Source organism: Pseudoalteromonas sp. SWYJZ19 (genome assembly GCF_015864375.1).
Lineage (GTDB): Bacteria > Pseudomonadota > Gammaproteobacteria > Enterobacterales > Alteromonadaceae > Pseudoalteromonas > Pseudoalteromonas arctica.
Genome location: NZ_JADYXI010000007.1, coordinates 131,343 through 149,469, shown reverse-complemented (window position 1 = coordinate 149,469; position 18,127 = coordinate 131,343). Strand labels below are relative to the sequence as shown.

Sequence of the window (18,127 nt, the reverse complement as noted above, 5' to 3'; positions counted from 1 at the left end):
TGTCTTCTCATTTACTCTCTTTCACTTCTCTTTGTGATAAATACTTCACTTAATTTTTAAACGCTTAATTTTTAAAATAATTTTCAGGTAATATGATGCAAAGTATTATAGAAGTAATGCAAAGCCAGTTGTGGTTTTATTTAACCACTATTGGCTTAATTAGTTTATGTATTGGTAGTTTTTTAAATGTGGTTATTTATCGCTTACCATTGATGATGCAGCGTGAGTGGCAAAGCGAATGCAGACTACTGTTAGAAGATGAACTTACAGGGAATAAATCTAAACAAGCCAATATCAATGAGCCTTTTAACTTAGTCAAACCTAACTCTACCTGCCCTAAATGTAAAACAGCCATAAAGCCTTGGCAGAATATTCCTATTATTAGTTGGTTAGCACTCAAAGGTAAATGCGCAAGTTGCAGTAACCCTATTTCGGCCCGTTATCCTGCTGTAGAGCTAATTACTGCCCTATTAAGTTTAATTGTTGCCTATAGCTTTGGTGCGACCGAGCAAGCTTTATTATATATTTTTGTAACGTGGATTTTAGTAGCACTGACCTTTATTGATATTGACCACATGCTGCTGCCAGATCAACTTACACTTCCGCTGTTATGGCTTGCACTTATTGCCTCTGTAATGGGTTACACAATTACGCCTACTGATGCCATTATTGGTGCTGCTTGCGGTTATTTAAGCTTATGGAGTGTGTTTTGGCTATTTAAGTTATTAACCGGTAAAGAAGGCATGGGTTATGGCGACTTTAAACTACTCGCTGTATTTGGTGCTTTACTTGGCTGGCAGTCATTACTTACTATTATTCTGCTTTCGAGCGTAGTGGGTGCCATTATAGGTATTGCGCTGTTGAGCATACAAGGTAAAGACAAAGCGACCCCTATCCCTTTTGGGCCTTATCTAGCTATAGCTGGCTGGATCACAATGCTTTGGGGCAACCAAATTCAAGGCGCTTATTTTAATTTAATTGGTTATTAAAATGAGTGAACAAATAACTAAAGTAAATAGCTGGGTATTAGGTTTAACAGGTGGTATTGGCTGTGGTAAAACAGCCGTAAGCAATATGTTTGAAGAACTTGGTATTACAATAGTTGATGCCGATATAATTGCGCGTGAAGTAGTACTCCCTAATAGCAAAGGGCTAAAAGCGATTACAGCCCACTTTGGTGAACATATTTTATTGCCTGATGGCACATTAAATAGAGCAAAGCTTCGCGCAAAAATATTTACTAACAACAATGATAAAGAATGGCTTAATGCGTTGATACATCCTCTTATACGGATAAAAATACTAAACGATTTAAATAATGCAACTAGCCCTTATGTTGTTTTAGTAGCGCCTTTATTGTTTGAAAATAACCTTGATAAATATTGCGACCATACCTTACTTATTGACGTACCAACCTCAGTACAAATAGCGCGTACAGTAAAACGTGACAACACAAGTAGTGAGCAAGTTAAAAGTATTATTGCCTCGCAAATGTCACGTGCCGATAAACAACAAAAAGCAGATGATATTTTAAATAACGACCGTAGTTTAAACCTAGTGCATATAGAACTTGTTGATCTTCATAAAAAGTACCTACAATATGCATTACACAACAAAACTAACTCACATTAACACTGTCCTAACTCACACAAACTCGTATTTTAGTTAGTAAAATCACAACAAAGAATGAAAGGTGATGTAATCACCTTCTTTTTTCTGATAAATTGCTTACTATTGAAGGAATAAAACAGGTGCGCAATGAATATTAACTCACCGTTATTGAGAAAATTTATAACCCTTGGCCGCATTGATGCCGACACGGTTAAAAACAAACAAAATGAATTTGCCTCAACAGCTGAGCTTATTTCTAAATGTGGAAAAATCGATAGTAAAGATTTAGCTGAACAATGTATTGATTTGTTTCGCGTACCTTATTTTGATTTAAAAGACTTTGATCCTACTAAAATCCCGGCCGATCTTGTAAAAGAAAAACTCATACGTAAACATCACATTTTGCCGCTTGTTCAAAAAGATCGAAAAGTTTATATAGCAGCATCAGACCCAACAGATTACGGCGCATTCGAAAACTTTGAGTTTAGTACCGGTCTTTCATGCGAAATTGTTGTTGTTGATTATATTCAACTCGATACCAAAATTGAGCAATTACTAGATGCAACTGGCAGCCTAAATTTAACTGATGACGAGTTTCAGGAATTTGCTGATTTAGACTCAGAAAGCCAAAGAGATACAGCACCACAAGATGACGATAAAGATGATGCGCCTATCATCGTATACATCAACAAAATTTTAATGGATGCCATTAAAAAAGGCGCCTCTGATTTACACTTTGAACCGTATGAGCACAAGTACCGTATTCGCTTTCGTATTGATGGCATTTTGCATGAAGTGGCAAGCCCACCTAATACATTAGCAACCAAGCTTTCTGCGCGTATTAAAGTAATGTCGCGACTCGATATTGCCGAAAAACGCAAACCACAAGATGGTCGTATAAAACTAAAAATCACTGAACGCAAAAGTATCGACTTTCGTGTAAGTACCATGCCTACCTTGTGGGGCGAAAAAATAGTAATGCGTATCCTTGATTCATCAAGCGCTATGTTAGGCATTGATGTATTAGGCTATGAGCCTGAGCAGAAAAAGCTCTATATGGATGCACTTGCCCAGCCTCAAGGGATGATACTTGTAACAGGGCCAACGGGTTCTGGTAAAACAGTATCGCTATACACAGGTTTAAATATATTAAACCAGCCAGAGCGCAATATTAGTACTGCGGAGGATCCGGTTGAGATTAACCTTGAAGGTGTAAACCAAGTACAAATTAATATTAAAGCCGATATGACTTTTGCCAACGCACTGCGTGCATTTTTACGTCAAGATCCTGATGTAGTTATGGTAGGTGAAATACGTGACCTAGAAACCGCAGAAATATCAATAAAAGCGGCGCAAACAGGTCACTTGGTTTTATCAACATTGCATACAAACTCAGCACCGGAAACAATCACCCGTTTATTAAATATGGGTGTGCCGGCTTATAACGTAGCAAGTTCTATCAGCTTAATTATAGCCCAGCGTTTAGCACGTCGTTTATGCCCTAAATGTAAAGCGCCAGAACAACTTCCGAGTGAAGAACTGGCTCGCCAAGGATTTAGCGCCAAGCAAATTGAAGAAATGACGTTATATACGCCTAAAGGGTGTGATAGTTGTACCGATGGTTATAAAGGCCGAGTGGGTATTTACGAAGTAATGCAAATTACCCCTGAAATTGCCCAAATTATTATGCGCGGTGGTAACTCGCTTGAAATAGCTGACGTTTCACTTAAAGCCGGATTTAATAATTTACGTTTATCGGGTTTACGCAAAGCAGCCGATGGTCTTACATCCCTTGGTGAAATTAACCGCGTGACTAATTTTTAAAGGTCCATAGTAAAAGTGACAAGGTTCTGAACACTAAATTCAGAGCCTTACTTATACCTAGAGACTCATATCTAAGTAATGTAAAATGCAGAAAAAGATTGTAAAGAGTAAATTATGCCTACTATTGTAAACTGCCCAACCTGCAAAACTAAAGTTGAATGGTCAGAGCAAAGCCCATTTCGTCCTTTTTGCTCAAAACGCTGTCAGCTAATTGATTTAGGTGAATGGTCGTTTGAAAATAACAGAATTTCTGCACCAATCACGTCCGCAGAAGAGTTTAGCCAAGACATGATTGAAGATATTGAAGCTATGCTGGCTAAAAATGAAGATGACTTTTTTAAGTAATTTATCTTCATTATGCCCTAATACCAATCCGCAATAATACTTAATCAATTTGAGGGGTTAAATCTGACGTTAACTGCGTTAAAAATTTCTGATATAGAACAACTAAATAACGAAATTTTTGCCTTGTTATCGACACGATTTTCTTCCCTCAAAATAGATCACTTAATTAAGCGAATTGGTATAAAAGCAAAAACCAGCATTAAGCTGGTTTTTTAGTATTTACAAAAAGTATAATTAACTTTTTTGTTTACGGTGCTTTTTATTCATACGCTTTTGCATTTTAGCAAATTTCTCTTTTTGCTCAGCGTTAAGTACCTGCATTACTTGGTGTTGCGTTTTTAGTTTAATTAAACCAAATTGCTCACCTTTTTCGCGGCGTTCATTTAATAGCTCTTTTGCTGCATTTTCGTCAAATGTTGCAGCCGAAAGTAACGCATCCATTTTAGCTTTGTGCGCTTCACGCATCGCTTTACGGGCTTCTTTATCGTCGCCACGCAACGCTTTCATTTGTGTTTTTTGCGCTTCAAAAATAGCCTTTAGCTTAGTTTGCTGCTCATCTGTTAAGCTTAATTTTTCAACGCCGCGATCAGAAAGTAAAAAACGAGCTTGAGAATGGCCTTGTTTATGTCCGTCGCCTTTAGCTAATACGCTACCAGCACCAAGCGTTGCTGTTGCTAAGCCACAGATAAGTACTAATTTTGAAAGTGTGTTTAATTTAGTCATAATCATTACCTTAATATTGGGTTGGTTGTGGCTGCTAAGCCAGTGAGTTAACTATACCTAACTCAATGCAAAGTAACGCAAAGCAGTGTAAAGGTTGTGTAAAGATTCACCTTTGCACTATTTAGCGGGTAAAATAACGCTATAAACAACTCTAAGGGTTTGTAAATGAAACTATTAATGATTGATGACGATACTGGTCTTTGCGAGCTATTAAGTGAGTATTTAACTGCCCAAGGGTTTGAAATACAAAGCGTACACGACGGTGAGCAGGGCCTTAAACTAGCACAAGCAAATGACTACGCCCTTATATTGCTAGATGTAATGTTACCAACGCTTGATGGTTTTGAAGTACTTAAACAACTTAGGCAAACAAAACTCACACCGGTCATAATGCTTACTGCAAAAGGTGAAGACTTTGACCGTATTTTTGGCCTAGAGCTAGGCGCTGATGATTATATTCCAAAGCCTTTTAATCATCGTGAATTACTAGCCCGCGTAAAAGCGATAACACGCCGTATAGAGCACATTAATAGCTTAAATGCAGCTACAACGAGTAAGTTACTCGTTAATGGTATTACTGTTAACCTTGCAGCGCGAGAGGCCTCAATCGACGGCTCTACACTAACCCTTACCGGTACAGAGTACGAAATACTCACGCTATTGTGTAAAAATGCAGGCGAAGTTGTTAGTAAAGAGCAAATTAGCGAAGAAGTGCTAGGCAGGCGCTTAGCTTCTTTTGATCGCTCTATCGATATGCATGTAAGTAATATCCGTAAAAAAATAGCTGAGCATATTCCAGGTGAGCGAATTAAAACAATGCGAGGTACGGGTTATGTCTTTATCCAAGGCGAATAAAAGCACTTACTTTGCTTGGTTAAAACATCCTGGGCACTACCTGTTTTTTAAAGTATTTATTTGGTTTTGGTTAACTATAATCGGCACCGTAGCAGCGCTTATATTTTTAAGTAATATAACCGCTATTAATGCGGTATCTAACGAGCCACTTTATGGCCCGATGAAAAAAAACCTAATATACACCGCCAAAAGTATTGAGCGCACTGCTATTAAACATAAGCGCAGCCTAAGCGAAGTATTAGTACACCCTCGCCTATCAAAGCGTAAACTTTTATACTTAAGCGCAGCTCAAAGCGAGGACTCTCTTAGTAGTAAAGAGGTGCCAGAGAGCATCGATTTAAGTTTATTAAACTTCACTCAAAATATGTCACCGCAAATTATTTTCACTGAGAAATATCAAGCCTTCGGCCCTGTTAATATAAACGTGCCTGAAGGGAGTTTTTATCTTTATGAAATAGATATTAATCATCAACCACCGCTAATAATGCGCTTTAAGCTTATGCCTAATTGGATGAAAATAGTCATCGCAATTGTTGCCTCTCTTATTTTAAGCTTTGTATTTAGCCGTAACTTAATAGCCCCTATAAATAGCCTTAAAAAAGCGGCAATTAAACTATCAGCGGGTAACCTAAGCGCAAGAGCCGACATTTCTGTAAACCGAAAAGATGAGCTAGGAATACTAGGGCGAGATTTTAACAGCATGGCTAATCAGTTAGAGCTTTTAATTAGTTCACAAAAACGCTTATTAGCCGACATATCACATGAATTACGATCGCCTCTTACACGTTTAAAAATGGCTACCGGACTTGCACAAATGCAAGCTAACGACGCTAGCCAATCGTATTTATTACGCATAGAAAAAGAAGCTAACCAACTCGATAAAATGATTGCCGACGTGCTGCAAGTTTCTCGCTTAGAAGCAAAAAGCCAAGCGCTTTCACTGCAAAAACAATCATTACAAATAATTGTAGATCACGTTATTAACGATGCGCAGTTTGAAGCAAAACAAAATAATAAGCAGCTAAATATAGTGGGCGCTGTAGACGTAAACATTAATTGCGACGAAGGCCTTATTGCCAGTGCGCTTGAAAACCTATTACGCAACGCTATTAAATACGCAAATAATACAATTAGCATTACTCTAAAGCATGCTGATGCCATTTATATAGAAATATGTGACGATGGCTCTGGTGTGCCAGATGATCAACTGAGCAAGCTTTGCGAGCCCTTTTTTAGACAGTCAGATGCGCGGGATCGCGTAAGTGGTGGCACGGGTTTAGGTCTTGCGATTGCTAAAAATGCTATTACTGCGCATGGCGGCAGTTTAGTATTATCAAATAAAGAACTAGGTGGCTTGTGTGCTAATATAACCTTGCCATTAATAAAAGAGTAAACCATGTTTTATAGTAGTGAGCGTGAGCTTAAAAGTAATCAAATAACAATTAATAACTTTTATAAAAACACGCTAATTAAAGCTTATTTAGATACGCCTAACGGGCAATTATTTTATGCTTATGCCATACCTGAAAAAGCTCAAATTGCCATTGTTATCAGTTCGGGGCGCCTTGAGGGGTTAGATAAATATAAAGAATTGTTGTGGGAGCTTTGTAATAATAATTTTGCCGTGTTCATAGTCGACCACCAAGGACAAGGCCGCTCTTATCGCCACTTAATAAATAAGCATAAAGGCCACGTTAATCAATTTAACGATTACAGTGCCGATCTAAACTTATTTAATAAACACGTTGTGGATACTTATTGGCAGGGCAAAAAAGTGTTAGTGAGTCATTCAATGGGCGGCGCTATTGCTTTTGATTACCTTGCGCATTTTGAACACAATTTTAGTGGCGCGTTTTTATCAGCCCCGATGCTTGATATTTACACAAAAAACACACCAAAACCTTTAGCTAAATTAATAGCCAGTACCGCTACCCTTTTGGGTCAAAAAGACAACTACGCGCTAGGGCAAACCGATTATATACCCGATGAGTTTGCTACAAATGTATTAACCAGCAGTCCAGTGCGTTACGAGCTATTTAGGCAAACATATAAAGAAGAGCCATTACTACAGCTCGGCGGTGTTACTTACGGCTGGCTAAATGCGACATTTGCATTTATAACTTCTGTGGATAACTTAAGCGTGACTATTCCACTTTATATTGCCAGTGCGCAAAACGACGAAGTGGTTGATAACAATGCCCAATATAAATTAGCAAACAGGCACGTAAACACTGTACTTAAAAGCTTTGAAGGCGCTAAACACGAGCTGTTTTTTGAACGTGATGAAATACGCCAGCCATTGCTTAAAAGCTTGTATCAGTTTTGTGAGTCGGTGACGGCTTAACAAGTACCGACAAAGGGTCGAGGTGGATCAGTATATCTACCTCAGACTCAAAGCGATCTTTAAGCATTGCCTCTACTTCATCAGCTACGTTATGTGCGCGAATCAAACTTAAATGATCATCAAGCTCTAAGTGCATTTGGATAAACTTAACTTTTCCGCCTTGGCGCGTACGAATATCATGTACACCATGTACGTCAACATGGGCTCTGGCTATATCAAATATGCTTTGCTTTTCATCATCTGGCAGTTCTTTATCCATTAAATGATCGGCACTATCGCGAGCAATATCCCAACTGTTATAAAGTAAGTAACCCGCTACACCTATCGCAAAAACAGGATCGGCATACAACACACCATAATAAGCTAACAAAATAGCCAATAGCACAGCGGCATTTAATATTAAGTCGCCTTTGTAATGTACTGAGTCTGCTTTAATAGCAATTGAATCGGTGTATTTAACTACTTTATTTTGCACAAATACAATGACCAGCGTACACGCAATAGCAAAAATACTTACCCATACACCCAATAATGAATGGCTTAACTGGATAGGATTAAATAAACGCTCAATACCATGAAAAGCAAGTAGGCAACCTGAGCCAGCAATAAACGCAGCTTGTCCAAGTCCTGCAAGTGCTTCGGCTTTACCGTGTCCAAACCGATGATCGTCATCTGCTGGACGCAGTGCGTAACCCAAAACTAAAAAGCTCATCGCGGTAGCTGTTATATCCATTAACGAATCCGTTAACGAGCCAAGCATTGAGGCCGAGCCCGAAGCAAGCCACGCCCATGTTTTTGCGCCAATCATTAAACTAACCATTACCATGGTAACAATGCTGGAAGTTTTAACCCAAAATTCGTAGCTACGGTTATGCACGTTTTAATCCGATAATTAGGAGTACTCAATAGTATGAGTATATCATTTTTTTGAAGGGTTTCGTGTATACTGAAAATCGTTAAACTACAGATTATTTAAAAGGCTCACTATGCTGGATATTGTTTTATACCAACCTGAAATTCCACCTAATACAGGTAATATTATTCGTCTGTGCGCAAATACGGGCTATGCACTGCATTTAATTGAGCCGTTAGGTTTTGAATGGGACGACAAACGAGTAAAGCGTGCTGGCCTTGATTACCACGAATTTAGCCATGTTCAACGCCATGCCTCATTTGAAGATTATCTTGAGAAGTGTAAGCCTAAAAAAATATATGCATGTACAACCAAAGGTAGCCAATTTCACCACGAAGCTAGCTACGAAGCCGGCGATTGCCTAGTTTTTGGACCTGAAACCCGCGGCCTGCCTGATGATATGATCCAAGCACTGCCAAAAGAGCAGCGTGTACGTATTCCTATGCAAGCCAATAGCCGCAGCATGAACTTATCAAACGCAGTAGCCGTGTTTGTTTACGAGTCGTGGCGCCAGTTGGGCTTTCCTAACGCGCAATAAGCACCTTATACCAAGCAACAAAGAACAAAAAACCGACATAACGTCGGTTTTTTAGTTTTAGTATACTTTGTATAAATTTATTCAGAACGCTGCTCTCGGCCTAATAGCGCCATTGCTGCTTCTTTCATGTCTTTATTTTCATAAAGCACTTTATAAATTTGCTCAGTAATCGGCATTTCAACACCGCTGCGCTGCGCGAGTAAATATACTTCTTTGGTATTTCTAAAGCCTTCAACTACTTGGCCAATAGACTCAATAGCAGCATCTACACTTTCGCCTTTACCTAGTGCTAAACCAAATCGACGATTACGAGATTGATTGTCGGTACAGGTGAGTATTAAATCACCAAGACCCGCCATTCCCATAAAAGTTTCTGGTTTTGCGCCCAAAGCACAGCCTAATCGCGTTAATTCAGCAAGACCTCGAGTGATCAGCGCAGTACGCGCATTAGCACCAAAACCAACACCGTCCGAAATACCGGCACCAATGGCAATTACATTCTTAACCGCACCACCGAGCTGTATACCAATAAAATCATCATTGTTATACACGCGGAATGAGCGGCCACAATGAAGTAAATCAGCTAGCTGCTGAGCAAATTCAGGCGACGTAGAAGACACTGAAATAGCTGTAGGTGAGCCCATCGCCATTTCTTTTGCAAATGTAGGGCCCGAAAGTACGGCAAGTGGAATATCATCACCCAATTCTTGCAAAGCCACTTCTTGCAACAAGCGCCCAGTATTTGGCTCGAGCCCTTTCGTTGCCCACGCAACTTTAGCACCCTTTTGCAATGCCGGTTTAATTTGCGCAAGTGTGTCGCCAAAAGCATGGCTTGGTACAACAACAAGTACAATAGCGCTGCTAGCAACGGCATTTAGTAAGTTAGCTTCAAGAGTAAGAGTGTCTGGGAAAGGAGCATCAGGTAAGTAACGTTGATTTTTCCGCTCAGCTGCAAGCGTGGCAACGTCGTCGCTATTTCTTCCCCAAAGTGTCACGTGGTGACCATTTCGGGCTAAACAAATAGCAAGGGCGGTGCCGTAAGACCCCGCCCCTAATACAGTAACAGCTGTAGTTGCTGTACTCATAGGTTATGCGTCTGCTGTAACCTGGTCAGCTTGCGCAGTACGTTGTTGCATGTATTGTGCAAACAGTGCGTCAAAGTTAACTGGCGCAAGGTTAAGCTGTGGAAAAGTACCACGGTTAACAAGATTTGAAACAGCTTCACGTGCATATGGGAACAACACGTTAGGACAAAATGCACCAAGCATGTGCGCAAGTTGCACTTCTTCAACTTCAGCAATAGTAAAAATACCTGCTTGTTGAATTTCACATAAGAACGCAGTTTCTTCACCAAGAGAAGCAGTTACAGTTAGTGCTAAAACAACTTCAAATACACCTTCGTCTAGTTTGTTAGAGCGTGTATCTAGGTCTAGCTTAACTTCTGGCGTCCATTCTTTTTGAAAAATGGCCGGAGAGTTTGGCGTTTCAAACGATACATCTTTAGTGTAAATACGTTGAATAGTAAATTGTGCACCGGCTTCTGCAGCTGCTACGTTTTGATTTTCTTCGTTCATTGTTATTCCTAACTTGTTCGTTATTATAATTAAATTAAGCGTTTAACTTAGCGTCAAGTTTACCTTGCGCTTCAATAGCCATCATGTCGTCGCAGCCACCGATATGTTCATCATTAATAAATATTTGCGGTACTGTGCTTGCGCCACCAGCTTTAGTAATCATTTCAGCACGTAGCTCTGGTTGTACACCAATATCATAATTAGTGTATTCAACGCCTTTGCTATTTAAAAGCGAAAGAGCACGCTGACAAAATGGACAATACGCCTTGGTGTATAAAACAACATTACTCATAATAAATCCTCTATCGGCCTAGCTAAACTGATTAGCGACCTGTTGTAGTTGGTAAGCTGGCAGATTGCCACGCACCCATGCCACCTGCTAATAAGTAAACTCGTTCAAAACCAGCTTTACTCATAGCGGCTGCAGTACCTTGGGCAGTCATACCTGTAGTACATACAACTATAATGGGTTTAGTCTTGTACTTTTCAAGGCTTGAAAAGTCAGATTTTTTCGCATTCTCTGGGCTTAAGTGCTCAGCACCAGAAATACGCCCTGCGTTAAACTCTTTTTGCGCACGTATATCGATTACTTGACCGTCATCACGGTTAATAAGTAACGTAAGCTGCTGAGGATTTATTTGACGAACAGCTGAAAGCTTACTCTTTATCCAGCCACTAACAATAAGGAAAACAATACCAACCCAAGCAAGGCTTAAAATGGGATGATTTGTAATAAATTCAATATATTGATCCATTCTACTTCCACTATGAAATTATGTTTTAAAACGTGATGTTTTAAGGATTTTGTACTTTAGCCACGCAAGTATACCCAAACCAACCTAAAATGCGAGTTTAGGAGCACTTAGAGACGTTTAAAAAACGATAAAGCCCCCCATATATAGTTAACAAGAACTCTGGATAATAAATCTATCTCAAGCAGAGTTCAGGTTAGTCAATGAGGTATAAGTGAAAAAATTTAATATCTTGTTTTCAATGCTGATCCTAGCTTAAAAACACGGTATGCTAAAACCACGCTAATAAACCTTTTAGGTGCACAGTATCCATCAACAGATACTAATTTTCAGGAGCTATTATGACAGAGCATAAAAAACCACTGGTATTAATGATTTTAGACGGTTGGGGATACCGCGAAGATACGCAAAGTAATGCTATTCTTGCAGCTAACACACCGGTATTAGACAATTTATGGGCCACACGGCCACACACATTAATATCAGCTTCGGGTTTAGATGTTGGTCTTCCTGATGGTCAAATGGGTAACTCAGAAGTTGGCCATGTGAACTTAGGTGCTGGTCGCATTGTTTATCAAGATTTTACTCGTATCACCAAAGCAATTAACGATGGCGAATTTGATTCAACACCAGCCTTAGTTGAAAACATAGATAAAGCAGTAAAAGCAGGCAAAGCCGTTCATATTATGGGACTTTTAAGCCCAGGTGGCGTACATAGTCACGAAGATCACATTGTTGCTAGTATAAAACTGGCTGCAAAACGTGGCGCTAAAGAAGTTTACTTTCATGGCTTTTTAGATGGCCGCGACACACCTCCACGTAGCGCTAAAGCATCAATCGAACGTATTGAAGCATTGTTTAGCGAACTTAAATGTGGTCGTTTAGCGTCACTTATTGGCCGTTACTACGCAATGGACAGAGACAACCGTTGGAACCGAGTAGAAAAAGCTTACAATGTAATAGCTCTAGCCGAAGGCGACTTTAATTTTGATAACGGCGTAGAGGCACTTAATGCAGCCTACGAGCGCGACGAAAACGATGAGTTTGTAGCTGCTACAACTATTACACCAACAGGTGCAGAGCCAGCCGAAATTAACGATGGCGACACTCTAATTTTTGCCAACTTTAGAGCAGACAGAGCCCGCGAAATTACTCGCGCTTTTGTTGAGCCTGACTTTGATGGATTCGCAAGAAAAAGAACACCAAAACTTAGCGCATTTGTAATGATGACAGAGTACGCAGCTGATATAGATGCCCCTGTTGCCTTTGGTTCAACACCGTTAGTAAATGTACTTGGTGAGTGGTTTGAAAAAAATAACAAAACACAGCTTCGTATTTCAGAAACCGAAAAGTACGCACACGTTACATTTTTCTTTAGTGGCGGGCGCGAAAGCGAATTTGAAGGCGAAACACGCGAACTAATTCCTTCGCCGCAAGTAGCAACTTACGACTTACAACCTGAAATGAACTCAGAAATGTTAACCGACAAGTTAGTAGCAGCAATTAAAAGTGGAAAATACGATGCTATTATTTGTAACTATCCTAATGGCGACATGGTAGGTCACTCTGGCGTGTTTGACGCTGCAGTTAAGGCCTGTGAAGCGGTAGATAGCTGTATTGGACGTGTTGTTGATGCACTTGAAGAGTTTGGTGGTGAAGCACTAATAACAGCTGATCATGGTAATGCTGAGCAGATGGCAGACCTTAAAACAGGCCAAGCCCATACAGCTCACACTAGCGAACCGGTACATTTTATTTATGTGGGTCGCGATGCAGAGCCAATGCAAGGTAAAGCATTAAGCGATGTAGCCCCTACCATGCTTCACTTAATGGGCATGGAGCAGCCAAACGAAATGACTGGTACGCCTATCATGATGTTGAAATAACGCATGAATAGACGTATTAACCGGTTAATTAAGTGCGGTTTAATACTCACTTCATTAGTGACTGCATCTGCAGTTGCTAATGAAGATCGTACTAAAAAAGACTTATCAGAAGTTCAAAATGCACTTGAGCAAAGCCAAGCTGAGTATAACGCCCAAAGAAAAAAAATAGCGTCACTACAAAAAAACCTCAAAAGCCATGAACTCGATATAGCTAAAAATGCTAAAGCACTTAACATGGCAGAACAATCAGTAAGAGAAACAAAAACACAGCAAAAAGAGCTACAAAATAAAGCCGATGAGCTCGATAAAAAGCATACTCAGTTTCAAAAAGTCTTAGCCGCGCAGCTCAAAAGTGCCTACATGGCGGGTGGCGACGACTATTCTAAAATGCTGTTAAACCAAGAAGACACCGCAAAATTTGAGCGCACACTAAGTTATTACAACTACTTAAATAAAGCCCGTATTGAACAAATTGAAGATCTAAAAAACCTTCAACAACAAATAGCACAAAACCAAGAAGAACTTGTTAAAACTCAAGAAAAGCTAGAGCTTTTGTATGATGAGCAAAAAAGGCGCCAAACTGCATTGCTTAATGCGCAAAGTGAACGCCAAGCTAATCTTAAAAATTTACAAGCTCAGCTCAACAGCACCAAAAGCTCAATAAATTATTTAAAAGAAAACCAACAAACGTTAGTAACAACAATTGAAGAACTCGAAAAAGAAAAAACACAAAAAATTGAATTACTCGGCCTAAATAAAAGCAAGGGCAAATTAGATTGGCCGAGCAAAGGCAAGTTAGAGCACACATTCGGTCAACGTAAACATGGTGGTATTGATTGGAAAGGCGTATTAATTGGTGCAAAAGAAGGCACTAATATTAATAGTGTACATAATGGTCAAGTTGTATTCGCCGATTGGCTTAAGGGCTATGGCTGGGTAATTGTTGTAGATCATGGTGAAGGTTTTATGAGCCTATATGGTCATGCCCAAACACTGCTAAGAGATGTAGGCGACATGGTACGTGAAGGTGAAACATTAGCCCTAGTTGGCCAAAGCGGCGGACAAGCTACTTCTGGTCTATACTTTGAAATACGCCACAAAGGACGCGCAGTAAATCCTGTAAAATGGTGCAGACGCATTTAATTGAATAAACCGCTGCACCGCATTAGGAGCAGCTGATGACAACTAAGAAAAACGTAATAAATACCATCAATCAAAAAAATGCAGGCTTATATATAAGCCTGTATTTACTTGTATTACTAATCTTAATCACCTTTACTAGCAGTGTATTAGCAAGCTCGATTAAAGATCTTAAAAGACAACAAATCGACGAAATACTCTTTAACATCCATGCCTACTACGTTGAAGATCTCACCTTACAAAATAGCCACCACATTAAATATAATAGCCAACAGTTTGAGCGCTTATATTCAAAGCTCGACTCTTACTCTAAGTACTTAAATGAGCACGAACTAACCTCATTATTTGATAACACAAACGGGCGCTATACAGGTATTGGTATTGAGGTTAAAAATATCGATAAATATATGACTATTGTTAATGTGGTTGATAATTCCCCCGCAAAAGTAGCGGGTATTCTGCCAGGCGATATTATTGTAAGTGTAAACAACCACACAGCTCAAAACCGTACAATCGATGAAGTAGCAACACTAATAAGAGACAGTAAATTTTCAAATATAGAGCTAATTATAAGTCGTGATAACAATAAAAACCCACTCACGTTTCATGTAGCACGCCGCCAAATAAACCTCGAAAGCGTAACAAGCGAACTTCTAGATTTTGGTACTGGTTATATAGCTATCAATAATTTTTCTAACCACACATTGCATGAGGTTGCTCTGCAAGTTGCTGCCCTGCAAAGCCACTTTGGTTACCCACTTAAAGGCTTAGTAATTGATTTACGTGATAACCCAGGGGGTACATTACAAAGCGCAGTAGCGGTATCAGACCTATTTTTACAAAGTGGCACTATAGTGACTACTAAAGGACGTTTTTACGATGCCAACCAAGCATTTTATGCAAAGCGTGGAGACATTCTAAAAAATGCCCCCATTGTTGTACTTATAAACGAAAACTCAGCCTCTGCAGCCGAAATACTTGCAGCAGCGCTAAAAGATAATAAACGAGCAACCGTTGTTGGCAGTCAATCTTTTGGGAAGGGTTCTGTACAATCGCTCATTCCGCTAGGTGATGGCAATACCGCATTAAAGCTCACCACAGCGAAATACTTCACACCGTTAGGTAAATCGATTGATGGTATAGGAATAACCCCAGATGTGGCGGTTAATCAAACAAACCTTTCACAAAGTAATAAAGCCGTTATAATAAAAAATGAACATACTAACAGTAACGCGCAATTACTTACTGGTAACTTAGCAGATTTACAATTAGTTAAAGCGAAACAATTACTCAGCATGCAATAGCTTGTATAAGCTGTTAAACAAAGCTAAAAAAGATAATAAAAACTATAAACGTGAAAATAATAAAATGGCTAATATTAGCTATTTGTTTTAGCTCAGCAACAATTAGCGCTAAACAAATAGCAATAGTGATAGACGATATAGGCTATCATCAACGGGACTTAGAGTTCCTTTCCTTACCAGGGCAATTGTCGTATTCAATTTTGCCCCATACTCCTTATTCGCAAATTTTTGCAACGCTTGCTAGTCAATCAAATAAAGAGTTATTACTTCATGTACCTATGCAGGCACTTAACGGTAAAGAACTCGGACCTGGCGCGCTTACTTTAAATATGAATAAAGAGCAGCTTCAGCAAACTCTAGGAACCGCTCTCGCTAGTTTACCGCAAGTTAAAGGCGTTAATAACCACATGGGCTCAGCGCTTACGCAGCAAAGCCAAGCTATGAAGTGGACAATGGAAGTGCTTAAAAAGCGCCATTTATATTTTTTAGATAGCCGTACAACAGATTTAAGCCAAGCACAAAATGCTGCTAACTTTTTAGGTGTTGCCAATATTAGTCGCCAAGTGTTCTTAGACAATATAACTACACCAGAACAACTGCAGCTAAGGCTTGAAGAATTAAAACAACTAGCCATCACTCATAATTCCGCTATTGCAATTGCTCATCCCTATCCAGAAACAATCGAATTTTTACGTCATGCCTTACCCGAGCTAACTAAGCAAGGTTTTGAGCTCGTGCCGGTTTCGCAGCTGGTTGAGCGTAAATACATTCAGTTAGCGCAAGCTGAGGGAAAAGAGATTAGTGCTCGGTGATATAAGCTTTAAATAAAGCTATATCCAAATGATAAACTAACCATTCGATAATGCAGAGTATTAGGGCGTGTTGATCTTTGATGGTTGAATTTGCAGCAGTATGTTTGGTTTTTAGGCAAGGCAGAGCCTATGAAGTGTGGTTATTCCCCATAAATAGGCGATAACGCAGCATAAATGCCAAACATGCGCTGCCCTTCGGGTTCAGCCTAGGGACGATAAACTCTTTGTTACTCGGTTTTTACTTAGCCCACTAGGTTACAAACCTCGCGCCGCGATTTAATCGCCCCTAGATTGAACAAATTTCAATCCGCAAAGATCAACACGCCCTAGTATTATACCAATTCGCTTAATTAAGTGATCTATTTTGAGGGCGGAAAAACGAGTTGATAGCCAGGCAAAAAAATCGCTATTTAGTTGTTCTAATTGAGAATTTTTTAACGCAGGTAGCGACACGTTTAGCCCCGCAAAATGATTAAGTATTATTGCGGATTGGTACTACTTAATTAGATATTTTATCGTTGGGTTTCGCTTCTCTCAAACCAATCTACGCGAAAGCAAAAAGCCCCGCATTTTCATGCAGGGCTTTTAAATTTGCTGCTTGAACAATATTAGCTCATAGCGCTTTGTAACTTTTTCATCGCTGTTTTTTCAAGCTGGCGAACACGTTCAGCAGATACACTGTACTTTTGTGCAAGCTCTTGAAGAGTCGCTTTATCATCCGACAACCAACGTGCGCTAACAATATCTTGTGAACGTTCGTCTAGTGTTTTAAGTGCGCTAAATAAACGAGTATGCGCTTGCTCTTTCCACTGTTCTTGTTCAACGTCGTCAGCTAAATCAGCTGCGCCATCTGTTAAATATTGTACTGGAGAGTACGTGCTTGTTGGTGCGTCGTCGTTATCGTCGCCCGTTAGGTCAAAGCCCATGTCTTGGCCGCTCATGCGCGATTCCATTTCACGTACTTCTTTTTCACTCACACCTAGCTCGCTAGCAACGGTACTAACCTCAGCTTGATTAAACCAACCTAAACGCTTTTTGTTTTTACGAAGATTAAAAAACAATTTACGTTGCGCTTTAGTGGTTGCAACTTTAACTATGCGCCAATTTTTAAGCACAAACTCGTGAATTTCGGCTTTAATCCAATGCACTGCAAACGATACTAAACGTACACCCACTGTAGGGTCAAAACGTTTAACCGCTTTCATCAGGCCTATATTACCTTCTTGAATAAGGTCAGCTTGTGGTAAGCCGTATCCCGAGTAGCCTTTAGCAATATGTGCTACAAAGCGTAAATGCGACATAATGAGTTGCTTGGCAGCACTAAGATCACCTTCTTCCTGAAGCTTTTTAGCAAGTTCTTGCTCTTGTTCAACTTTAAGCATAGGAATAGTGCTTACCGCTTGAAGGTAACCGTCCATGCTTGCGCTTTGTTGTCCGACTGTAAGTGCCATTGCGTATAAATCTTTACTCATTTTTCACCTCGGTGATAAACATTTGAAACTATCT

General features: G+C 39.7%; 19 protein-coding genes. 12 read left to right on the top strand and 7 right to left on the bottom strand.

Translation table 11 applies throughout. The annotated features are described in order from the left end of the window. Positions 1 to 95: 95 nt before the first annotated feature. The 4 genes from I6F45_RS09475 to yacG all read left to right on the top strand — a co-directional run bounded on the left by I6F45_RS09475 (position 96) and on the right by yacG (position 3,780). Entirely contained in the window at positions 96 to 989 is an 894-nt protein-coding gene (locus I6F45_RS09475; protein ID WP_197160358.1) for a prepilin peptidase, read from the top strand. Position 990: 1 nt separating this feature from the next. Further along, positions 991 to 1,632: a dephospho-CoA kinase gene (coaE, locus tag I6F45_RS09470; RefSeq protein ID WP_197160326.1), complete on the top strand. Its 642-nt coding sequence runs from the start codon at positions 991 to 993 to the stop codon at positions 1,630 to 1,632. A 126-nt stretch (positions 1,633 to 1,758) separates the two neighbouring features. Beyond that, positions 1,759 to 3,435, top strand: coding sequence for a type IV-A pilus assembly ATPase PilB (gene pilB / locus I6F45_RS09465; protein ID WP_197160317.1), 1,677 nt, complete (start codon positions 1,759 to 1,761; stop codon positions 3,433 to 3,435). Between the two features lie 114 nt (positions 3,436 to 3,549). Beyond that, the gene (gene yacG / locus I6F45_RS09460; RefSeq protein ID WP_007586146.1) at positions 3,550 to 3,780 is read left to right on the top strand and encodes a DNA gyrase inhibitor YacG; all 231 of its coding nucleotides are present in this window, start codon (positions 3,550 to 3,552) and stop codon (positions 3,778 to 3,780) included. Positions 3,781 to 4,014: 234 nt separating this feature from the next. On the opposite strand, the gene I6F45_RS09455 is transcribed toward yacG, so the two are convergent. Beyond that, on the bottom strand, positions 4,015 to 4,503 hold the full coding sequence (locus tag I6F45_RS09455; RefSeq protein WP_165727139.1) for a periplasmic heavy metal sensor: 489 nt from the start codon (positions 4,501 to 4,503) through the stop codon (positions 4,015 to 4,017). 165 nt (positions 4,504 to 4,668) lie between these two features. On the opposite strand from I6F45_RS09455, the gene I6F45_RS09450 reads away from it, so the two are divergent. From I6F45_RS09450 to I6F45_RS09440, 3 genes are read left to right on the top strand one after another with little or no spacing between them, the layout of a single operon-like run. Then, the gene (locus I6F45_RS09450; RefSeq protein ID WP_007586150.1) at positions 4,669 to 5,358 is read left to right on the top strand and encodes a response regulator; all 690 of its coding nucleotides are present in this window, start codon (positions 4,669 to 4,671) and stop codon (positions 5,356 to 5,358) included. Beyond that, positions 5,336 to 6,751, top strand: a complete 1,416-nt coding sequence (locus I6F45_RS09445; RefSeq protein ID WP_024590618.1) for an ATP-binding protein — start codon at positions 5,336 to 5,338, stop codon at positions 6,749 to 6,751. The genes I6F45_RS09450 and I6F45_RS09445 overlap by 23 nt, the downstream gene beginning before the upstream one ends. 3 nt (positions 6,752 to 6,754) lie before the next feature. After that, positions 6,755 to 7,702: an alpha/beta fold hydrolase gene (locus I6F45_RS09440; protein ID WP_197160315.1), complete on the top strand. Its 948-nt coding sequence runs from the start codon at positions 6,755 to 6,757 to the stop codon at positions 7,700 to 7,702. On the opposite strand, the gene I6F45_RS09435 is transcribed toward I6F45_RS09440, so the two are convergent. Then, positions 7,662 to 8,528 (bottom strand): cation diffusion facilitator family transporter, encoded by an 867-nt coding sequence (locus I6F45_RS09435; protein WP_197160357.1) that lies wholly within the window; start codon positions 8,526 to 8,528, stop codon positions 7,662 to 7,664. The genes I6F45_RS09440 and I6F45_RS09435 overlap by 41 nt on opposite strands. Positions 8,529 to 8,688: 160 nt before the next feature. Here I6F45_RS09435 and trmL point away from each other — a divergent pair, with 160 nt between their 5' ends. Continuing rightward, entirely contained in the window at positions 8,689 to 9,153 is a 465-nt protein-coding gene (gene trmL, locus I6F45_RS09430; RefSeq protein ID WP_007582820.1) for a tRNA (uridine(34)/cytosine(34)/5-carboxymethylaminomethyluridine(34)-2'-O)-methyltransferase TrmL, read from the top strand. Positions 9,154 to 9,230: 77 nt separating this feature from the next. On the opposite strand, the gene gpsA is transcribed toward trmL, so the two are convergent. Genes gpsA through I6F45_RS09410 form a run of 4 tightly spaced genes read right to left on the bottom strand, consistent with a single transcriptional unit; the run spans position 9,231 to position 11,482 of the window. After that, the gene (gene gpsA / locus I6F45_RS09425) at positions 9,231 to 10,238 is read right to left on the bottom strand and encodes an NAD(P)H-dependent glycerol-3-phosphate dehydrogenase (protein WP_197140909.1); all 1,008 of its coding nucleotides are present in this window, start codon (positions 10,236 to 10,238) and stop codon (positions 9,231 to 9,233) included. Positions 10,239 to 10,241: 3 nt separating this feature from the next. Continuing rightward, complete coding sequence (secB, locus tag I6F45_RS09420) at positions 10,242 to 10,727, bottom strand: protein-export chaperone SecB (protein ID WP_166420933.1); 486 nt, start codon at positions 10,725 to 10,727, stop codon at positions 10,242 to 10,244. A gap of 34 nt (positions 10,728 to 10,761) precedes the next feature. Beyond that, complete coding sequence (gene grxC, locus I6F45_RS09415; RefSeq protein ID WP_165740928.1) at positions 10,762 to 11,019, bottom strand: glutaredoxin 3; 258 nt, start codon at positions 11,017 to 11,019, stop codon at positions 10,762 to 10,764. Positions 11,020 to 11,050: 31 nt separating this feature from the next. After that, positions 11,051 to 11,482: a rhodanese-like domain-containing protein gene (locus tag I6F45_RS09410; RefSeq protein ID WP_002957784.1), complete on the bottom strand. Its 432-nt coding sequence runs from the start codon at positions 11,480 to 11,482 to the stop codon at positions 11,051 to 11,053. A gap of 338 nt (positions 11,483 to 11,820) precedes the next feature. Here I6F45_RS09410 and gpmM point away from each other — a divergent pair, with 338 nt between their 5' ends. From gpmM to I6F45_RS09390, 4 genes are read left to right on the top strand one after another with little or no spacing between them, the layout of a single operon-like run. Continuing rightward, a complete protein-coding gene (gpmM, locus tag I6F45_RS09405) occupies positions 11,821 to 13,365 on the top strand; it encodes a 2,3-bisphosphoglycerate-independent phosphoglycerate mutase (protein ID WP_197140912.1) in 1,545 nt (514 codons plus the stop codon). Between the two features lie 3 nt (positions 13,366 to 13,368). Beyond that, positions 13,369 to 14,508: a murein hydrolase activator EnvC family protein gene (locus I6F45_RS09400; protein WP_197160312.1), complete on the top strand. Its 1,140-nt coding sequence runs from the start codon at positions 13,369 to 13,371 to the stop codon at positions 14,506 to 14,508. Between the two features lie 35 nt (positions 14,509 to 14,543). Continuing rightward, complete coding sequence (locus I6F45_RS09395) at positions 14,544 to 15,809, top strand: S41 family peptidase (protein WP_197160310.1); 1,266 nt, start codon at positions 14,544 to 14,546, stop codon at positions 15,807 to 15,809. Positions 15,810 to 15,859: 50 nt separating this feature from the next. Next, on the top strand, positions 15,860 to 16,621 hold the full coding sequence (locus tag I6F45_RS09390) for a divergent polysaccharide deacetylase family protein (protein ID WP_165722450.1): 762 nt from the start codon (positions 15,860 to 15,862) through the stop codon (positions 16,619 to 16,621). Between the two features lie 608 nt (positions 16,622 to 17,229). Here the strand turns inward: I6F45_RS09390 and rpoH are convergent. Further along, the gene (rpoH, locus tag I6F45_RS09385; protein ID WP_007582838.1) at positions 17,230 to 18,093 is read right to left on the bottom strand and encodes an RNA polymerase sigma factor RpoH; all 864 of its coding nucleotides are present in this window, start codon (positions 18,091 to 18,093) and stop codon (positions 17,230 to 17,232) included. Positions 18,094 to 18,127: the final 34 nt, after the last annotated feature.